This window comes from Lentzea sp. NPDC054927, from assembly GCF_053610285.1.
Genome location: NZ_JBSGXZ010000003.1, coordinates 90312 through 108389 on the forward strand (window position 1 = coordinate 90312; position 18078 = coordinate 108389).

At 69.7% G+C, this 18078-nt stretch carries 17 protein-coding genes and 1 pseudogene; 11 read left to right on the forward strand and 7 right to left on the reverse strand.

Annotation, left to right across the window (positions count from 1 at the left end):
* Window positions 1–8: 8 nt before the first annotated feature.
* From ACWGE0_RS06760 to ACWGE0_RS06780, 5 genes are all read right to left on the reverse strand, one after another.
* Entirely contained in the window at window positions 9–965 is a 957-nt protein-coding gene (locus ACWGE0_RS06760; RefSeq protein ID WP_452259948.1) for a glycosyl hydrolase family 32, read from the reverse strand.
* Window positions 966–1007: 42 nt separating this feature from the next.
* Window positions 1008–1904, reverse strand: coding sequence for a carbohydrate ABC transporter permease (locus tag ACWGE0_RS06765; RefSeq protein WP_452259949.1), 897 nt, complete (start codon window positions 1902–1904; stop codon window positions 1008–1010).
* Window positions 1905–1907: 3 nt separating this feature from the next.
* Entirely contained in the window at window positions 1908–2861 is a 954-nt protein-coding gene (locus tag ACWGE0_RS06770; RefSeq protein WP_452259950.1) for a carbohydrate ABC transporter permease, read from the reverse strand.
* Between the two features lie 56 nt (window positions 2862–2917).
* A complete protein-coding gene (locus tag ACWGE0_RS06775; RefSeq protein ID WP_452259951.1) occupies window positions 2918–4201 on the reverse strand; it encodes a sugar ABC transporter substrate-binding protein in 1284 nt (427 codons plus the stop codon).
* 111 nt (window positions 4202–4312) lie between these two features.
* Complete coding sequence (locus tag ACWGE0_RS06780; RefSeq protein ID WP_452259952.1) at window positions 4313–5347, reverse strand: LacI family DNA-binding transcriptional regulator; 1035 nt, start codon at window positions 5345–5347, stop codon at window positions 4313–4315.
* Window positions 5348–5518: 171 nt separating this feature from the next.
* Between ACWGE0_RS06780 and ACWGE0_RS06785 the strand changes: the two genes are divergently transcribed.
* The 4 genes from ACWGE0_RS06785 (at window position 5519) to ACWGE0_RS06800 (ending at window position 8491) form a co-directional block, all read left to right on the forward strand.
* Entirely contained in the window at window positions 5519–6286 is a 768-nt protein-coding gene (locus ACWGE0_RS06785) for an IclR family transcriptional regulator (RefSeq protein WP_452259953.1), read from the forward strand.
* 89 nt (window positions 6287–6375) lie between these two features.
* On the forward strand, window positions 6376–7410 hold the full coding sequence (locus ACWGE0_RS06790; protein ID WP_452259954.1) for a Rieske 2Fe-2S domain-containing protein: 1035 nt from the start codon (window positions 6376–6378) through the stop codon (window positions 7408–7410).
* Window positions 7407–7565, forward strand: a complete 159-nt coding sequence (locus ACWGE0_RS06795) for a hypothetical protein (RefSeq protein ID WP_452259955.1) — start codon at window positions 7407–7409, stop codon at window positions 7563–7565. Before ACWGE0_RS06790 ends, ACWGE0_RS06795 begins: the two co-directional genes overlap by 4 nt.
* The gene (locus tag ACWGE0_RS06800) at window positions 7562–8491 is read left to right on the forward strand and encodes a PDR/VanB family oxidoreductase (protein WP_452259956.1); all 930 of its coding nucleotides are present in this window, start codon (window positions 7562–7564) and stop codon (window positions 8489–8491) included. The genes ACWGE0_RS06795 and ACWGE0_RS06800 overlap by 4 nt, the downstream gene beginning before the upstream one ends.
* Window positions 8492–8611: 120 nt before the next feature.
* Here the strand turns inward: ACWGE0_RS06800 and ACWGE0_RS06805 are convergent, their stop codons facing one another.
* Entirely contained in the window at window positions 8612–9031 is a 420-nt protein-coding gene (locus tag ACWGE0_RS06805; RefSeq protein WP_452259957.1) for a MarR family winged helix-turn-helix transcriptional regulator, read from the reverse strand.
* A gap of 67 nt (window positions 9032–9098) precedes the next feature.
* Between ACWGE0_RS06805 and ACWGE0_RS06810 the strand changes: the two genes are divergently transcribed.
* The 4 genes and pseudogenes from ACWGE0_RS06810 (at window position 9099) to ACWGE0_RS06825 (ending at window position 13301) form a co-directional block, all read left to right on the forward strand.
* Window positions 9099–10577 (forward strand): aldehyde dehydrogenase family protein, encoded by a 1479-nt coding sequence (locus tag ACWGE0_RS06810; RefSeq protein ID WP_452259958.1) that lies wholly within the window; start codon window positions 9099–9101, stop codon window positions 10575–10577.
* 77 nt (window positions 10578–10654) lie between these two features.
* Window positions 10655–11116: pseudogene (locus ACWGE0_RS06815) on the forward strand (alcohol dehydrogenase catalytic domain-containing protein); the annotation flags it as partial.
* Between the two features lie 57 nt (window positions 11117–11173).
* Window positions 11174–11764, forward strand: a complete 591-nt coding sequence (locus tag ACWGE0_RS06820; RefSeq protein WP_452260217.1) for a zinc-binding dehydrogenase — start codon at window positions 11174–11176, stop codon at window positions 11762–11764.
* 10 nt (window positions 11765–11774) lie between these two features.
* On the forward strand, window positions 11775–13301 hold the full coding sequence (locus ACWGE0_RS06825) for an acyl-CoA synthetase (RefSeq protein ID WP_452259959.1): 1527 nt from the start codon (window positions 11775–11777) through the stop codon (window positions 13299–13301).
* A 12-nt stretch (window positions 13302–13313) separates the two neighbouring features.
* On the opposite strand, the gene ACWGE0_RS06830 is transcribed toward ACWGE0_RS06825, so the two are convergent.
* Window positions 13314–13943: a TetR family transcriptional regulator gene (locus ACWGE0_RS06830; protein ID WP_452259960.1), complete on the reverse strand. Its 630-nt coding sequence runs from the start codon at window positions 13941–13943 to the stop codon at window positions 13314–13316.
* 59 nt (window positions 13944–14002) lie between these two features.
* Here ACWGE0_RS06830 and ACWGE0_RS06835 point away from each other — a divergent pair, with 59 nt between their 5' ends.
* The 3 genes from ACWGE0_RS06835 to ACWGE0_RS06845 all read left to right on the forward strand — a co-directional run bounded on the left by ACWGE0_RS06835 (window position 14003) and on the right by ACWGE0_RS06845 (window position 18076).
* A complete protein-coding gene (locus ACWGE0_RS06835; RefSeq protein WP_452259961.1) occupies window positions 14003–14791 on the forward strand; it encodes an SDR family oxidoreductase in 789 nt (262 codons plus the stop codon).
* A 10-nt stretch (window positions 14792–14801) separates the two neighbouring features.
* On the forward strand, window positions 14802–15887 hold the full coding sequence (locus ACWGE0_RS06840; protein WP_452259962.1) for an NAD(P)H-dependent amine dehydrogenase family protein: 1086 nt from the start codon (window positions 14802–14804) through the stop codon (window positions 15885–15887).
* A 215-nt stretch (window positions 15888–16102) separates the two neighbouring features.
* Window positions 16103–18076 (forward strand): HelD family protein, encoded by a 1974-nt coding sequence (locus ACWGE0_RS06845; RefSeq protein ID WP_452260218.1) that lies wholly within the window; start codon window positions 16103–16105, stop codon window positions 18074–18076.
* Window positions 18077–18078: the final 2 nt, after the last annotated feature.

Here is an 18078-nt window from a genome sequence, read left to right on the forward strand (position 1 = left end):
CCAGATCTCTAGGATTCGATGACGCTGAGGCGTTTGCCGTCCCACGCCACCGGCATGGGATCGCTGATGACACCGGCGAAGCCGTGCTCGCCGCGGTTGTGGAAAGCGATCAGCACCCACCGGTCGTCGGACCGGCGGCGGATCAGGCGCCCGCTGTAGCAGCGGTCGTCGGTGACGGGTTCTGCGGCCGCGATGTCGAACGGCCCGAGCAGGCCGTCGGCAGGGGCGGCCCAGATTCCCCCGGTCGTCCCGGTCGCCCTGCGGTCGGGCGAGGCGTGCTCGGCCAGGCAGGAGAACAACAGAACCGGCCTGCCGTCCACCACCTCGACCTGCATGACCTCCAGTTGGCCGAAGCCCCGCGGCTCGGGAACGGTCAGCGGCGGGCGCAACTCCCAGCGCCGCAGGTCCTCCGAGACCGCGTGGCCGACCACGCCACGTTCGAACGGTTCGCCGGAGGCGGCGCGCGCGGTGATGAGCATGTGCCAGCCGTCGCCGTCCGGGTCGGCGAACACCCACGGGTCGCGGAACGCCTCGTCGTGCCACAGGCCGGCGTTGAGCGTCTCGTACCAGCGTGGATCAGCGGCCAGCACCGGGTTCTCCGGAACACGGTGCCAGGTCACGAGATCCGCTGACGTCGCGCAGCCGATCCGCTGCACGTTCCTGCCTTCCGGAGCGGATGTGGAGCCGGTGTAGAACAGGAACCACGTGCCATCCGGGTGGCGCACCACCGAACCCGTCCAGGTGGCCAGGTCGTCGAACGCCGGGGTGTCAGCGCGGACCAGCGCGTCCTCGATCCGGGTCCAGTTCGTCAGGTCGGTCGACACCGCGTGACCGATCGAGGCGCGGTAGTGGCGGGCGTCCGGATCGCGCAAAGCCTTGGAGGCGTAGAGGAAGAACAGGTGGTAGTGCTCGCCGTCGTCGGCGAACCAGAAGTCCCAGACCCAGGACTCGGGCAGCGCGAACATCCACAGCCTTTCAGAAGTCGTGTGAGAGAACGAGATCGCGCGTCAGCCCTTCACGCCGCTCGCGGCGACGCTGCTGACGAAAGCACGTTGGAAGGCGAGGAACACCACGAGCACCGGCAGCGTGATCATCGACGTGTAGGCCATGATCTCGCCCCACGCGGTGGTGTCCTGGAAGAAGTACTGCATGCCGACCATGACCGGCCGCAGGTTCTCGTCCTGCACGACCATGCTCGGCCACAGGTACTGGTTCCAGGCCGGCAGGAAGGTGAGGATCGCGACCGTCGCGAACGCCGGCCCCGACAACGGCACGGCGATCTTCCGGTAGATGGTGAACCAGCCGGCGCCGTCGATCCGCGCCGCCTCGTCGATCGCGGCCGGGATGGTCGAGAAGTACTGGGCGAACAGGAAGACCGAGAACCCGTTGGCGATGAACGGGATGATCTGCACCTCGTAGGTGTCCAGCCAGCCGAAGTCGTAGACGAGCTGCCCGTTCTGGACCAGCAGGGTCGGCAGCTGCGAGACCCAGTAGACCATCGGCACGGCGATCGTCTCGAACGGCACGATCAGCGTGGCGATGATGATGCTCAGCACCACCCCGCGGCCGGTCCAGCGCATCCGGGAGATCGCGAACCCCGCCATGGAGTTGATCACGAGTCCCGCGACCACGACGACCGTGGTGACGAACAACGAGTTGAGCAGGAACCGGCCGACCGGAACCCGGTCGAACACACCGAGGTAGTTGCGGAAGCTGATGTCGCCGACCGGAAGGAACGCACGCCAGCCGCCGACGTCGGACAGGATCTGGCCGTCGGGCTTGAGACTGGACACGAACATGAACACCAGCGGGAACAGGAAGAAGACGGCGAGTCCGGCCATCGCCAGGTAGATCCAGAGCCGCCGGCGGCGGCGCAGCGAGCGCTCGCCCGTGTGCGATGCCATGGCTCAGTCCTTGTCTCGGGTCAGGTAGCGCTGGACCAACGCGACGATCAGCACCAGCACGAAGAACACCAGCGACAGCGCCGATCCGTAGCCGATCTGCTGCTGGCGATAGCCCATGCGGACGGCGTGGTAGACCAGCGTCGAGGTGGAGTCCACCGGCCCGCCCTGGGTCATCACGTCGATCTGCACGAACAGTCCGAGCGCGGCGATCGTGATGGTGATCAGCACGAACACCCTGGTCGGACGCAGACACGGCCACGTCACGTCGCGGAACTGCCGCCAGGTCCCCGCGCCGTCGATCCGCGCGGCCTCGTACAGCTCCCCGGGAATGGTCTGCAGCCCGGACAGCCAGATCAGCATGTGGAAGCCGACGGCCTGCCAGATGGACAGCACGATGATCGCGGTGAGGGCGGTGCTCGGGTTGTTCAGCCACGCCATGCCCTGCCAGGCGCCGAAGGTGATCGTGTCGATGAAGGAGTTGATCAGCCCGTCCGGCTGGTACAGGAACTTCCACAGGATCGAGACCACGACGATCGAGGTCACCACCGGGATGAAGAAGATGACCCTGAACGCCACCGCGCCGCGGATCTTCTGATTCACCAGGACGGCGAGGACCAGCCCGAGCCCGGCCTGCACCGGAACCACGACGGCGGCGAAGGCGACCGTGTTCAGCAGCGAGTGGAAGAACGTGGGATCGGCCGTGAAGGCCCGGACGAAGTTGTCGAATCCGGTGAAACTGGTCGGTTCCGGCGAGATCAGCCTGGTGTTGGTGAACGACAGGGCGAACCCGAGGATCACCGGGACGATCAGGAACGCCAGCAGCAACAGCACCGCCGGGGCCGCCATCGCCCAGCCGGCGCGGCGTTCGGAGCGCAGGTCGCCGCGGATCCCGCGCCGGGCGACCGATCTCGGGACCGCGCTCACGGCGCGGGAGTCCGGCGAGGAGATCGCCGTCATGGGAGGCACCTTCCCTCTCAGCCCGCCGGGCGCTGCCGCCCGGCGGGAGTGACGACCTAGAAGCCGTAACCGTTCTGCGACGCGATATCCGTGTCGATCGCCTTCACCGCCGTGTCCAAAGTGGACTTCACCTCGGCGCCGCTCATGATGTCCTTCGCCGCCTTCTCGAAGGTCGAGGAGATCACCGGGTAGCCGGGAGTGGCCGGGCGGGCCAGGGCGAACTTCTGCGACAGCACCGCGAACTGGTGCAGCGCCGCGGTGTCGCTGAAGTACTTCGACGCCTTCGCGGCGGCCGCTGTGCTCGGGATGACCACCTGGCTGTCGGCGAACGCGGTGAGGTACTTGTCCTGGAAGCTGAACTTCAGGTACGCGCGAGCACCCTCCGCGTTCTGGCAGCCGGCCGAGATGCCCCACTGCCAGGATCCACCGCCGATCTTCGGGCCCTTGCCGAAGTCCACCGGCGGCAGGATCAGCAGGTCGTCGCCGACGCCGGCGAGTGCGTCCTTGGCGTTCCACACACCGGTGTAGCTCAGGGCCACCTTGTCGTCGATGAAGCGCTGGTTGCCGACGGGCCCCGCGTTGTCCGCCCAGCCGTTCTTGAACGCCTGCTGGAACCAGGTGAAGAACTTCACCGCGTCCGGACCGTTCAGCGCGCCGTCCGCGGTCTTCATGGTGCCGCGGTTGATCAGGTCACCGCCGGCGCTCTGCAGCATCGGCGAGTACGCGTACGACCACCACTCGCCCTTGTCCGCGGCGCCCAGATCGAGCGGCGTGCCGTACCCGGCCGCCTTCAGCGTGGTGACGGCCGCAGTGAACTCGTCGAGCGTCCACGGCATGTCGACGGTCGGGATCCTGATGTTGTTCTTGTCCAGCACCGACTTCCTGGCGAAGATCGACAGCGCCGCGTCCCAGTAGCCCGCCGAGTAGACGGTGTCCTTGTAGCGGCCGACGGTGGTGGGCAACAGGGAGCTGATCAGGTCGTCCGGCAGCCCCAGCGGCTGCAGATAGCCCGCCCAGGCCCAGTTCGGCATCACCGGGCCGTCCATGTCCAGCAGGCAGGGCAGCTTGCGCGCCGTCGCGGCCGCGGTGATCGCCTCGTTGTAGGAGCCCTGCGGGAAGTTCTGCTGGACGATCTTGTACTGGGTCTGCGACGCGTTGAACTCGGAGATGATCTGCTGGTACACCGCCAGTTCGCCCGGATTGCCCGCCGAGTGGGTCCACATCGTGATCTCACCAGGACCGCCGGACGAGGAGTCGTGGCCCGCGCGAGCGCACCCGCTCAGCGCGAGCACCGCGGACACACCTGCCGCTACTATGGTGGAGAGGGACTTGCGCTTCACCGTGAGTCTCTTTCTCTGCTCTGGAGCGCGACCAGCCGTCGCCTCCGGGTCGGATGGCAGCGCCAACTGCCATGTGATTCGCAGTGCAGAAGTGAGATCCGCCGTCGGCCGTCAGTCGCTGAACTGCGCCGGCGGCGGGCCCACCGAGGCCCGCCGGATGAGCGGGCACGGCATGAGATGCGGGACTGCCGGGTCCGCTTGGAGCAACCCGAGAGCCACCTCCATCGCCCACCGGCCCATCTCGTAGTGCGGGAGCGCGACCGTCGTCAGCGGCGGGTCGAGTTCGGCCGCGACCAGCTGCTGGTCGTCATAGCCGATGATCGACAGATCGCCGGGAACCGAAAGTCCACGGTGGTGCACGGCCGCATAGGCACCCATCGCCATGCGGTCGTTGAAGCAGAACATCGCGGTCGGCCGTTGCCCGGCGGGAAGGTCCAGCAGACGCCGGGCTGCTTCTCGCCCACCGCCCGCCACCGGTTCCGCGCGAACGTGCAAGGCCGGGTCCGGCTCGATCCCGGCTTCGGCCAGAACCTCGAGGTAGCCCTCGTACCGCAGCCGCGAGGCGACCAGGCCGAACCGTTCCTCGGCGTCCAGGAAGGCGATCCGGCGATGCCCGGCCGCCACCAGCTCGCGCACCGCGGCCACCCCGCCTGCTCGCTCGTCCGGCACGACCGCGGCACGACCACCCGCCGCGGGAACGCAGTCGAGCAGGACGGCGTCCTCAGGCAGACCCGCCGGCACCTCGACCACGCGATGCCACATGCACGCGTAGATGATCGCGTCGACCTGCTGACCGTTCAGCGCCTGCAAAGCCTGGCGCTCAGCCTCGGCGTCGTGGTCGGTGTCGACGAGAACCACCAGATGACCCTGCTCACGAGCGACATCGTTCGCCCCGGCCAGCATCCGCCCGGCGAACGGCGTGCTCGCGATGGTGTCCGAGACAAGGCCGACCATGCGGGTCTGCTGCGTCCGCAGACTGCGGGCCACGGAGTTCGGCTTGTAGCCGACAGCCTCAGCCGCTTCCCGCACGCGCTGCTGAGTCTGCGGCGAGATGCGCGTCGAGTTCACCCCGTTGAGGACCATCGACACCGTCGCCGTGGAGACACCGGCACGGGCCGCCACATCTGCCATCCGGACGCGGACCATCGCGGCACCCCTCCTTGTGTCTCCGTCTTGTTTAATCGATTAACTTGAGGTTAAGCGAGTATGCAGTTCGGTGGTTCAGCCCGTCAAGAGCCGATGGAGACCGCAACCAGCGGGTGAGGAGGCGCAGCTCGTCCGAAGTGGACCTGGACGGTTCCGGGGGAAGATGGCGGAATGACCACGTCGAGAAGGGGCAGGCCCGCGGGCCCCACCGGGCCGGTGATCGGCCGCGCGTTGCGGCTCCTCGACGCGTTCGACGCCGAACGCCGCGAGCTGACGTTGAGCGATCTCGCCCGGCGTGCGGACATGCCGTTGTCCACCGCGCACCGGCTGATGCAGGAGCTCTGCGCGTGGGGCGCCGTCGAACGAGGCGCGGACGGGCTGTACCGGATCGGGCTGCGGCTGTGGGAGCTCGGCTCGCTCGCGCCGCGCGGTCCGGGGCTGCGCGACGCCGCGTTGCCGTTCCTCGAAGACCTCTCCCGGATCACCAGGGAGAACGTGCAGCTCGCCGTCAGGGAGGGCACGGAGCTCGTCTTCGTCGAACGGATCGCGAGTTCCGGCGCGGTGCCGGTGCTCACCCGCGTCGGCGACCGGTTCGCGCTCACCGCCACCGGTGTCGGCCTGGTCCTGCTCGCGCACGCCCCCGCCGAGGTGCAGGAGGAGGTGCTCAACGGACCGATCGCCCGGTATACCGAGAAGACCGTCACCGATCCGGCGCAGTTGCGGCGGATGCTCGCCGACGTCCGGTCGAACGGCTTCTCGATCAGCGACCGCCAGGTCACGATGGACGCCCTGTCGGTCGGCGCACCGATCCACGACCGGCAGGGCGAGGTCGTCGCCGCGGTGTCGCTGGTCGTGCGGCACGGCAGCACCACTGCGCACGCACTGGCGCGGCTCGTGCGCACCAGCGCCCAGGCGATCTCCCGCGCACTGTCGAATTAGGATCGACTTCCATTTTCCGGAAAGTGCTCTACGGCACGGGCTGTGGCCTGGGCCACTCTGTGGTTTCCCACCACGGATGAGGAGCGTCGATGACCGGCTTCCCGCGCGACCAGTGGTACGTCGCGGCTTACGGTTCCGAGATCGAGCACGATCTGTTCAACCGCACCATCTGCGGCGAGCCGATCCTGTTCTGGCGCACCCGCGACGGCGCGGTGACGGCCATGCCGGACCGCTGCGTGCACCGCCGTTTCCCGTTGTCGCAGAAGCCTTCCCGGCTCGTCGACGACCAGGTGGTCTGCGGGTACCACGGGTTCACCTACGACGCCGGCGGCAAGTGCGTCGCCGTGCCCGGCCAGACCCGCATCCCGCGCACCGCACGGCTTCTCCCCTACCCCGTCGTCGAGCAGGACTCGTTCGTGTGGGTCTTCATCGGCGATCCGGCGAACGCCGACGCCTCGCGGATCCCGCGTGCGCCGTGGCTCGTCTCGCCGGACTACACGACCGTCGCCGGCATGGAACCGTTGAACGCCCGGTACGAGCTGCTCGTCGACAACCTGTTGGACCTCTCGCACGAGACATACCTGCACGGCGGTTACATCGGCACACCGGAGGTCGCCTCCACCCCGATCACGACCGAGGTCGACGAGGACGCCGGCATCGTCTACGTCTCCCGGCACATGGACGACGCGGAATGCCCGCCGTTCTACGCCAAGTCCACCGGCCTGCAGGGCAGGATCGCGCGCTGGCAGGACATCGAGTACACGCCACCGTGCCTGTACAAACTGCACAGTCGCATCGCGCCGGTCGGCTCCGCGCCCAACCCGGACGGCACCGACCCGGACGCGTTCCACGTCGAGGTCGTGTACGCGATCACACCGGAGACCGAGACCTCGACGCACGACTTCTGGTGCGTAGCCAGGGATTTCGCACTCGGGGACGAGGAGGTCTCCGCGTTCCTCGCCGAGAACAACCGCACCGTCGTCATGCAGGACGTCGTGGCGTTGAACGTGCTGGAGCAGGTCATCGCGAACGAGCCGGAGGGCTACCAGGAGCTGTCGATCAACATCGACACCGGCGGGCTCGCCGCACGGCGGATGCTCAAGCGCCTGTGCGAGAAGGCATGAACGCGCTCACCGGCGACCGCGTGTTCCGCATCCACTGGGTGCTGGGCACGGACCGGCTCCGCGCGGTGTGCCACTGCTCCGCCGAGCGCGAGTTCGAAGATCCCGTCGAGCTGTGGGAGTGGCTGCTCGATCACCCCGTGGGGCACACGTCATGAAACTCTTGCTGGACAACAAGGAACTGATCGCCGACGGCGTGGTGCTCCTGACGCTGCGGCACCCGGACGGCGACCCGCTGCCGGGCTGGACACCCGGCGCCCACGTCGACCTCGTACTCGCCGACGACCTGGTGCGCCAGTACTCGCTGTGCGGCGACCCGAACGACACCTCGATCATGCAGGTCGCCGTCCTGCGTGAACCGGACGGCCGCGGCGGTTCACGGCACGTGCACGACGTTCTCGCCGTGGGACAGCAAATCGAGGTGCGCGGGCCGCGCAACCACTTCGAGCTCGTCGAGGCGAAGCGCTACCTGTTCATCGCTGGTGGCATCGGCATCACCCCGATCCTGCCGATGATCGCCCAGGTCGAGGCGACGGGTCACGACTGGCGGTTGCTCTACGGCGGCAGAACGCGGTCCTCCATGGCGTTCCGCGACGAGCTCGAGCACCTCGGCCACGTTGAGATCCGGCCGGAGGACGAGCACGGCCTGCTGGACCTGCGGGCGGTGCTCGGCCAGCCGGACGAGGGCACCGCCGTCTACTGCTGCGGCCCGGAAGGCCTGCTGACCGCCGCCGAGCGGCATTGTGCGGACTGGCGGGAAGGCGCACTCCACCTCGAACGATTCGCACCGAAAACCGGTGCGGCACAAGGGCCCCGGCACGACTTCGAGATCGAGCTGTCGCGGACCGGTGCCGTGCTGCGGGTGCCGGCCGGGCAGTCCGTGCTCGAGGTCGTCGAACGAGCGGGCGTGTCCGTGCTGTCGTCCTGTCAGGAAGGCACCTGCGGCACCTGTGAGACGACCGTGCTCGCCGGGACACCCGATCACCGCGACTCCGTGCTCACCGACGAGGAACGGGCGGTGGGCGACGCGATGATGATCTGCGTGTCCCGGTCCCGGTCACCCCGCCTGGTGCTGGACCTCTGAGGTAGACCCAAGAACTTCTTGACAGTTCAACAAAGCAGGCGCATCCTCCCTATATCAGGATTCCTGATATTCGAGACCCTGATACCGCCGCTCGACGAGGAGCTGAACCATGCGTGGTCACTAGGAGCCTGCGAGAGCGGCGCGGCACCGGTTGAGCAGGTCGTGCAGCGCGGTTCGCTCGTTCTTGCTGAGCCTGCTCACCATCCGTTCCTCGATCGCCGCGACCTCGGCGGCGTGCTCGTCCAGGAACGCCCTGCCCTTGGCCGTGAGGCTGATCAGCAACCTCCTGCCGTGCGCGGGGTCCTGCTCCCGGACGATCAGCTCACGCCGCTCCAGTGCGGCGACCATGTCGGTCATCGTCTGCGCGGTCACGAACGAGTTGCGCGCCAGTTCCGCTGACGTGAGGCCGTCGCGGCCGGCCAGCACCGTCAGCGCGGTGTACTGCAGGGTCGTCACGCCGGCGGGGCGCAGCACCTCGTCCATGAGTGCCCGCACCGCGAGCTCCACCTGCTTGACCTCGTACATCAGCGACGGTCGCAAGCGCCTCACCTTCCCCGACTCGATCTTGCCTCTCCTCCGAAGCCTGTCACAGAAAGGCAAATCCACCATGACCACACTGGACGACCGGCCGGCCGCAATGCTGCGCCGCCCCGACGTCACGCCTGGCAGGTTGTTCATCGGGGGTCGGTGGCAGGAGTCCGCGGATGGCGGCCGGATCGACGTCGTCGACCCTTCCACGGGGTCCGTCGTGACGTCCGTCGCCAGAGCCGGAACAGCGGACGTGGACGACGCGGTCGCCGCCGCACGCGCCGCGTTCGACGGCTGGGCGGCGACACCCGGCAGACACCGCGCCCGGATCCTGCACCGCGTCGCCGACGTCGTGCGGGCCAGGGCGGACGAGCTCGTCGCGACGGAGAGCCTCGACGTCGGCAAGCCGGTCTCGTTGTGCCGCCCGGTCGACGTGGAGACGACCGCCGAGCAGTACGAGTACTACGCGGCGCTGGCGCAGGGCATCGACGGGGCGACGCGGCAGATCCCGATCCCGTCGCACGCCTACACCCGCCGCGAACCGATCGGGGTGGTCGCGGCGATCACCCCGTTCAACTTCCCGCTGATCCTGTCGAGTTCGAAGATCGCGCCCGCGCTCGCGGCCGGCAACACGGTGGTGCACAAGCCCGCGGAGGACACGCCGCTCAGCGCGTTGCTGATGGCCGAGATCCTCACCGAGGCCGGCGTGCCCGCGGGTGTCGTCAACGTGGTCACCGGGTTCGGCGCGGACATCGGCGACCACCTGGTGCGCCACCCCGGCGTGGACAAGGTGGCGTTCACCGGGTCCACCGCGGTCGGCAGGCACGCGGCGAGCGTGGCGGGCGCGCAGCTCAAGCCGATGACGATGGAGCTGGGCGGCAACGCGGCGCACATCGTCTTCGAGGACGCCGACCTCGAGAAGGCGATCGGCGCGGCGATCAAGGGGTTCGTGTTCAACACTGGCCAGTTCTGCATGGGCGGACCCCGTCTCCTCGTCGCGTCGTCGTTGTACGACACCGTTCTGGGAGCGCTCGCCGACGCCGTGCCGCACGTCCCGCTCGGCGACCCGTTCGACCCGGCGACCGTGATCGGCCCGATGGCAGGCGAACGTCATCTGTCCAAAGTGGAACGCTATGTCGCACAGGCGAAGGCCGACGGCGGCCGGATCGTCACCGGCGGGCGGCGCGTGGACCGGGACGGCTTCTTCTTCGAGCCGACGGTGATCGCGGACCTGCCCGACCACTCCCCCGTCGTGCAGGAGGAGATCTTCGGCCCGGTGCTGACCGTGCAGCGGTTCGGCAGCGAGGACGAGGCGGTCGCCATGGCCAACGGCACGTCCTACGGCCTCGCCGCCGGGCTGCAGACCGAGAACCTCGCCCGTGCGCACCGGGTGGCGGCCCGGCTGCAGGCGGGCATCGTCTGGGTCAACGACTGGGCGATGCTCGATCCGGCGATCCCGTTCGGTGGCGTCAAGGACTCCGGCTACGGCCGTGAGTACGGCCCGGAGGCACTCGCCTCCTACACGCGCACCAAGTCCGTCGTGATCTCCCTGGCCTGACTCTCCGGCCGTCACCGTTCCGCTCGCCTGATCCCGCAGAACGATCCCCTCACCCTGATCCCAGCAGGAGAAACCCCATGCCCACAACAACGACGGCGGCCGTCGTCGAGTCCGCCGGTTCCGGGTTCGCGCTCTCCGAGGTGACGCTGGACGACCTGCGACCGGACGAGGTCCGCGTCCGCGTGGTCGCCGCGGGTGTCTGCCACACCGACCTCGGCGTCGCCGCCGGCCACCTGCCGTTCCCGCTGCCGGGTGTGCTCGGCCACTAGGGCGCCGGGATCGTCGAGGACGTCGGCTCCTCGGTCACGAAGGTCGCCGCCGGCGATCAGGTGCTGCTGAGCTACAGCTCGTGCGGCCGCTGCCCGCACTGCCGCGACGGCCACCCCGCCTACTGCGACACCTGGCTGCCGTCGAACCTGATCGGCGGCGAACGAGCCGACGGGACGTCGCCGATCTCCCGCGACGGCGTCCCGCTCGGCGGTCACTTCTTCGGCCAGTCGAGCTTCGCCCACCACGCCGTCGTCGACGAGCGCAGTCTGGTCAAGGTCCCCGCCGACGCACCGCTCGACCTGCTCGCCCCGCTGGGCTGCGGGATCATGACCGGCGTGGGCGCGGTCTGGAACGTGCTCGCCCCGCGCCCCGGCGCCACCCTGCTCGTCACCGGAGCCGGTGCGGTCGGGCTGTCCGCGATCATGGCGGCCCTGCTCACCCCGACGACCCGGATCATCGCGGCCGATCGCGTGCCGCATCGGCTGGCGCTGGCCACCGAACTCGGCGCCACCGACACCGTCGACACCACGCATCAGGACCTCGGCGACGCGATCGCGAAGCTCACCTCCGGCCGCGGTGTCGACGGCGTCGTGGAGACGACCGGCAACGCCGGTGTGCTGCGCACGGCGATCTCCGCACTCGCGAGCCGCGGCACCGCGGTGATCGTCGGCGCGCCCCCGTTCGGCACCGAGGTGCCCGTCGACGTGAACTTCATGCTGCCCGGCCGCCGCGTCGTCGGGCTCACCATGGGCGACGCCGAGACGCAGTCGCTGATCCCCGCGCTCGTCGACCTCGTCGCCGCCGGCAGGTTGCCGATCGACCGGCTGGTCACCCACTACGCGTTCGAGGAGATCCAGCAGGCCGTCGACGACGTGCTGGCCGGCGTGACGATCAAACCCGTGCTGCGACTGGCTTGAGGTGACGACCGTGAGCTCGTCGATCATCGGGCCCGCCAACACCGGCCTCGGCAGCTGGCCGGCGCGACGGGCACGCATTTCCCCGCACCGCACGGCGCTCGTGCAGGCCGGCCGGTCCCTGACCTACGCCGAGCTCGCACACCGGGTCGAACGGCTGGCGGCCGTGCTCACCGGGCTCGGCGTGCGCCGCGGCGACCGGGTCGCCTACCTCGGGGTCAACGACATCACCGTGTTCGAGACGTTGTTCGCGACCACGCTGTGCGGTGCGATCTTCGTACCGCTCAACCACCGCCTGTCCGGCCGGGAGATCGGCTACATGCTCGCCGACAGCGGCGCGTCCCTGCTGGTGCACAGCGCGGACGCCGACGAGCTGGTCGCGGCGGCCGGTCCGCTGCCGCGCGTGCTCCGGACCTCGGACTTCGACCAGGAGATCCCGGCCGCGGGTGAGCCGCCCGCGGCCGGGGTGACGTTGGACGACCCGTGCCTGCTGCTCTACACCTCGGGCACGACCGGGAAACCGAAGGCGGCGGTGCTCACGCACGGCAACCTGACCTGGAACACCGTCAACCAGCTCGCCCACTTCGACGTGCTGAGCACCGACCGGGCGCTGTGCGTCGCGCCGTTGTTCCACTGCGTCGGCCTCGGCCAGATCACCCTGCCGACGTTGTTCAAGGGCGGCAGTGTCGAACCGGTCGCGAAGTTCGATCCGGGCGCGATCCTCGCGCGCATCGAGCAGGCGGGCATCACCGGCTTTTCCGCGGTGCCCACGATGTTGCAGATGCTGTGCCAGGACCCGTCCTGGGACACGACCGACCTCAGCTCGCTGACCTGTGTGCTCTACGGCGGATCACCGGTGATGGAACGTGTCGCCCGAGCCTGGCTCGACCGCGGTGTCCGGCTGTTGCAGGGCTACGGCATGACCGAGGCCTCCCCCGGCGTGTCGATGGCCACCCACGACGGCACGCTGGAACACCCGGTTTCCGCTGGTGTGCCACATTTCTTCACCGACATCGCCGCGCTCGGCGAGGACGACCGCGTCACGCCGCTCGGCGCGGAGCCCGCCGAGCTGCTCGTCCGCGGCCCGAACGTGTTCGCCGGCTACTGGGACCGGCCGCGGGAGTCCCGCGACAGCTTCGTCGAAGGCGAGTGGTTCCGCAGCGGCGACGTGGTCCGCGTCGACGACGGCTGGACCCACGTCGTCGACCGGGTCAAGGACCTGATCATCTCCGGTGGGGAGAACGTCTACCCCGCCGAGGTGGAGGCCGTCATCGCCGAGCTCGACGAGGTCGAGTCCTGTGCCGTCGTCGGTGTGGCCGACGAACGCTGGGGCGAGGTCGGCGTCGCCTACGTCGTCACCCGCGCCGACCTCGACGAGGACGCGCTGCACAAGCACCTCGAGGCCGGCCTCGCCCGCTACAAGGTGCCCAAGCACCTGCGGTTCGTCGACACGTTGCCGCGCAACGCCACCGGCAAAGTCCGCCGCGTCGAGCTGCGCGCGCTCGCGGCCCGCGCCTTCGGAGCGGCCGGTTCCGCGTGACCGGCGCCCGCACTACCGTGACGCGGCGGTGGACACCGTGGCGGTGAGCATGCCGACGATCAGGTCGACCAGCTCGGCGGCCGAGTGCGGGTCGTCCGGCGGCAGGTCGCCCGCGCACACGGCCCGCTCGCGGTCGGCGAGCAGGGCGAACAGCACGGTGGGCAGGACGCGCAGCCGGCGGCGCCTGACCGCGGACGGCAGGTCCCGCAGCGCGCGGTCGAGGCGAATGATGATCAGCCGGACCGCGGCCCGTCCTGCTCGGTCGAGGTTGGTGTCCGCGGCCAGCGCGGAGTGAGTGCGGACCTGTTCGAGAAACCGCGCGTAGTGGGTGGCGCCGTGTTCGTAGGGGACGGTCAGCATCGGCACCACCAGCGCCGAGACCAGAGCGCGGACGTCCTGCGCGACGCCTGCCGCCTCGCTCTCGGCGAGCAGTTCGAGGCGATGCTGCTCCAGGTCGGCGATGCGGTGCTCGGCGACGGCGTCGATCAGCCCGTCCCTCGAGCCGAAGTGGTACTGGACCGCCGAGTTGTTGCGCTGGCCCGCGGCCGTCGCGATGTCGCGCAACGGCACCTCGGGGCCGTGCTCGGCGATCAACCGCTCGGCGGCGACGATGATCCGTTCCCTGGCGTCCGCGCTGGCCACGGCACCACGTTAACACGCGTGTCTTGACTTTTAAGCACCAGAGCTTAAGAGTGGGCCGGGTGGTGACGGACATGTTCAGGTTGCCCGGCGCGGTAGCTGTGGTGACCGGCGCGGGCCGCGGCATCGGTGCGGCATCGGCGGTGGCGCTGGCAGAGGCCGGCGCGGACGTGGTGATCAGCGCGCGCACCGCGGAGCAGTTGGCAGAGGTCGCGGGCAAGATCGAGGCACTGGGGCGGCGGGCAGTCGTCGTGCCGGCCGATCTGTCCGATGTGGACGCCGTGGCCGCGCTGGCGCACACGGCAGCCGAGCGGTTCGGGCGGCTGGACGTGGTGGTGAACAACGTGGGCGGCACCATGCCGAACACGTTCCTGACGACGACGCCGGACTTCCTGGAAGACGCTTTCCACTTCAACGTCACCACCGCGCACGCGCTGACCGGTGCGGCCGTCCCGCTCATGCTCGACGGAGGTGGCGGGTCGGTGGTCAACATCGCCTCCGTCATGGGCCGGCTCGCCGGTCGCGGGTTCCTCGCCTACGGCACCGCGAAGGCGGCCCTGACCCACTACACGCGCCTGGCCGCCACGGACCTCGCGCCGCGGATCAGGGTGAACGCGATCGACGTGGGCTCGGTCCACACCTCGGCGCTGGACGTGGTCGCCCGCGACGAGAAGATCAGGACCTCGATGGAACAGGCGACGCCGCTGCGCCGGCTGGGACACCCCGACGAGGTCGCGGCCGCGGTGCTGTTCCTGGCGTCACGTGCCTCCGGCTACACCACGGGATCAGTGCTGCGCGTCGACGGCGGGATCGGCGCGCCCAACCTCGACTTCAACCTGCCTGATCTCTGAGGAGGCTCGGATGCGCGTGGTGCAGTGGAGCACCGGCAACGTCGGCAGGTGGGCGTTGCGCGGCATCATCGACCACCCCGCTCTGGAACTGGCGGGCGTGTGGGTGTCCGATCCGGCCAAGGACGGCCGCGATGCCGGGGAACTGGCCGGGGTGGACCCGCTCGGAATCCGGGCGACCACGGACGCCGCCGCGCTGATCGCGACGAAGCCGGACTGCGTGGTCTACACGGCGATGGCCGACAACCGGTTGACCGAGGCGATCGACGACCTGTGCCTGCTGCTGCGGGCAGGCATCAACGTGGTGGCCAGTGGCCCGGTGTTCCTGTCCTATCCGGAGGGCACCGTGCCACCCGAGCTGATCGAGCCGATTCGCCAGGCCGCCGCCGAGGGCGGAAGTTCGCTGTGGGTCAACGGAATCGACCCCGGCTGGGCCAACGACTGGCTGCCCCTGCTGTTGTCCGGCACCTGTCAGCGCATCGACCTCATCCGCTGCTCGGAGATCACGGACTACTCGACCTACGACAACCCGTTGGTGCTGTTCGACATCATGGGCTTCGGCACGCCGCTCGACCACACTCCGCTGCTGCTGCAACCCGGCGTGCTCTCGCTCGCCTGGGGCAGCGTGGTCCGGCAACTGGCCGCCGCCCTGGACGTCCCGCTGGATTCGGTCGTCGAACACCACGAGCGGTACCCGGCACCGGCCCCCTTCACTGCCGCGGGCCGCACGATCGCCGAAGGCACCATGGCGGCACTGCGGTTCACCGTCAGCGGCATGATCGCGGACCAACCGGTGCTCGTCCTCGAACACGTCACCAGACTGCGTCCGGACCTCGCGCCCGACTGGCCACAGCCGGTCGGCACCGGCTGCTACCGCGTGGAGATCACCGGCGAACCCAACTACGTGCTGGACCTGCGACTGACCGGCGGCGACGGCGACCACAACACCGCGGGCGTGGCGTCCACCGCCATGCGTCTGGTCAACGCCGTTCCCGCGGTGGTCGACGCACCACCCGGCCTGCTCACCGCGCTCGACCTGCCCCTGACCACCGGACGCGGACTGGTGTCGATGCCAGGACGCCGCGTCACGACCGCGTAAGGGCCGGCGGGCGAGCGCGGCCTCGTCGGGCACGCGCGGGCCGCCGACACTCGGCTGAGGCCATCCGGAAGAACAAGACTGTTCTTCGCTGAGTTCGTCGCGCACCCTCGGTACCTCGGATCGCCGATCCGCAGGGGGAGCGCAGAGATTTGGCCAGCGGAGAAATCGCAAACGAGCAGGGATACCTGACGGCCCTGTACGCCCGTGTGGACGCCATGCGTGCACAGGCGGCAGCGCGCCTGGCGGTCGGCGGGGACCGGGACGCGGTGGCCGTGTGGCAGGCGGAGGTGACCCGTCTGGACGCTGCGGAGCAGGGACTGTGCTTCGGGCGACTGGACATGCGTGACGGTCGGCGGATCTACCTGGGCCGGTTGGGGCTGTTCCGGGACGAGGACGACGAACCGCTGCTGGTGGACTGGCGTGCGCCGGCGGCCCAGGCGTTCTACGCGGCGACCGCGGCCGTTCCCCGAGGCGTCCGGCGACGGCGGCGGATCACCACGCGCGGCCGGACCGTCGTCGCGTTGAACGACGAACTGCTGGATTTGGACAACCCCGAGGACGACAGCCTCACAGGAGAGGCCGCGTTGCTGGCCGCGGTGACCGCCGGCCGAACCGGGCGGATGCCCGACATCGTGACGACCCTGCAGGCCGAGCAGGACCGGATCATCCGGGACGAGCACCGCGGGGTGCTGGTCGTGCAGGGCGGTCCGGGTACGGGCAAGACGGCTGTCGCGTTGCACCGGGTCGCCTACCTGCTGTACCGGCATCATCACCTGCGCGCCCGCGGTGTGCTGGTCGTCGGTCCCAGCCGGATCTTTCTCGACTACATCGGGCAGGTGCTGCCCGGCCTCGGCGAGAACAGCGTGGTGACGGCGACCATCGAAGACCTCTGTCCCGGCTTCGGTGTCAGCGGGGTCGATCCGCCGGAGGACGCCGTGCTCAAGGGCCGTTCCGCCATGGCAGGACGGCTGGCAGCCGCGGTGCGGTCGCGGGTGCGGATTCCCGGCGAGCCGGTCGAGGTCGAGTTCGAGCAGCAGGTCCTGCGGCTCGAACCGCCGGCCTGCCGCCGCGCCGTGCGCAGGGCCAGGCAGACCGGGCTGCCGCACAACCAGGCCAGGCTGGTCTTCCAGCGGGAGATCGTGGACGTCCTCGCGCAGGGCCTGGCCGACGGCATGGAGGCGGTCGTGCTCACCGACACCGGTGAGGCGATCGACGGCGGCAGCCCCGACGGCCGGCTGAGCGAGGCCGACCTGCGCGCGCTGGCCTCCGCGGGTGTCGTGATCGGCCAGGACGAAGGTCCGAGAGCCCTGCTGGACGAGACCGACCGGGCCGGTCTGCGGGACGCATTGCTCGCCGACTCCGGCGTCCAGCTCGCCCTCGACGGCCTGTGGCCGCCGCTGACCGCGCAGCGCGTGGTGTCGGACCTGCTCGGCAGGCCGGCCGGCGACTGGAGCGTCACGGACATCCCGCTGCTGGACGAGGCCGCCGCGCTGATCGGCGACGGCGACGGCCTCGTGACGTTCGGGCACGTCGTCGTCGACGAGGCCCAGGAACTGTCCGAAATGGACTGGCGGATGGTGATGCGCCGGTGTCCCACCAGGTCGATGACGATCGTCGGTGACCTCGCCCAGACCGGGACGCCGGCCGGCGCCTCGTCGTGGGAACGCGTGCTGCGGCCGCACGTGGACGACCGCTGGCGGCTCGCCGAGCTCACCGTCAACTACCGCACCCCGGCCGAGATCATGGCCGCCACCACCGACCTGATCACCACCCACCACCCCGCGATGCGGCCACCCCGGTCGATCCGTTCGACCGGACACCGGCCTTGGCGCGTCCGCACAACCCACGCCGACTTGGCCGACGACATCGCCCGGCTGGCCGGCCCGCACACCGACGGCCAGCTGGCGATCATCGCCCCGCGAGCACACATAGAGCTCCTGGCCGCCGCGCTCTCCCTCGCCAGCGCACCGGACCTGACCGGCAGGATCGTGCTGCTCACCCCGGACCAGGCCAAGGGGCTGAAGTTCGACTCGGTCCTGATCGCCGACCCGGCAGCGATCCTCACCGCCGGGCGGCTCGGCCACAACGACCTGTACGTCGCCATGACCAGAGCCACCCAGCGGCTGGGCGTCGTCCATCCCGGACCACCACCGGCCGAGCTGTCGGCAATGCGGGAGCTCGAGCCCTGACC

Bases quoted from the DNA above. Each gene is read 5' to 3' on its own strand.
- ACWGE0_RS06795 (WP_452259955.1), top strand. From the start codon at position 7,407: ATGAACGCGCTCACCGGCGACCGCGTGTTCCGCATCCACTGGGTGCTG.
- ACWGE0_RS06765 (WP_452259949.1), bottom strand. From the start codon at position 1,904: ATGGCATCGCACACGGGCGAGCGCTCGCTGCGCCGCCGCCGGCGGCTC.
- ACWGE0_RS06790 (WP_452259954.1), top strand. From the start codon at position 6,376: ATGACCGGCTTCCCGCGCGACCAGTGGTACGTCGCGGCTTACGGTTCC.
- ACWGE0_RS06780 (WP_452259952.1), bottom strand. From the start codon at position 5,347: ATGGTCCGCGTCCGGATGGCAGATGTGGCGGCCCGTGCCGGTGTCTCC.
- ACWGE0_RS06810 (WP_452259958.1), top strand. From the start codon at position 9,099: ATGACCACACTGGACGACCGGCCGGCCGCAATGCTGCGCCGCCCCGAC.
- ACWGE0_RS06785 (WP_452259953.1), top strand. From the start codon at position 5,519: ATGACCACGTCGAGAAGGGGCAGGCCCGCGGGCCCCACCGGGCCGGTG.
- ACWGE0_RS06770 (WP_452259950.1), bottom strand. From the start codon at position 2,861: ATGACGGCGATCTCCTCGCCGGACTCCCGCGCCGTGAGCGCGGTCCCG.
- ACWGE0_RS06760 (WP_452259948.1), bottom strand. From the start codon at position 965: ATGTTCGCGCTGCCCGAGTCCTGGGTCTGGGACTTCTGGTTCGCCGAC.
- ACWGE0_RS06845 (WP_452260218.1), top strand. From the start codon at position 16,103: ATGCGTGCACAGGCGGCAGCGCGCCTGGCGGTCGGCGGGGACCGGGAC.
- ACWGE0_RS06840 (WP_452259962.1), top strand. From the start codon at position 14,802: ATGCGCGTGGTGCAGTGGAGCACCGGCAACGTCGGCAGGTGGGCGTTG.
- ACWGE0_RS06820 (WP_452260217.1), top strand. From the start codon at position 11,174: ATGACCGGCGTGGGCGCGGTCTGGAACGTGCTCGCCCCGCGCCCCGGC.
- ACWGE0_RS06800 (WP_452259956.1), top strand. From the start codon at position 7,562: ATGAAACTCTTGCTGGACAACAAGGAACTGATCGCCGACGGCGTGGTG.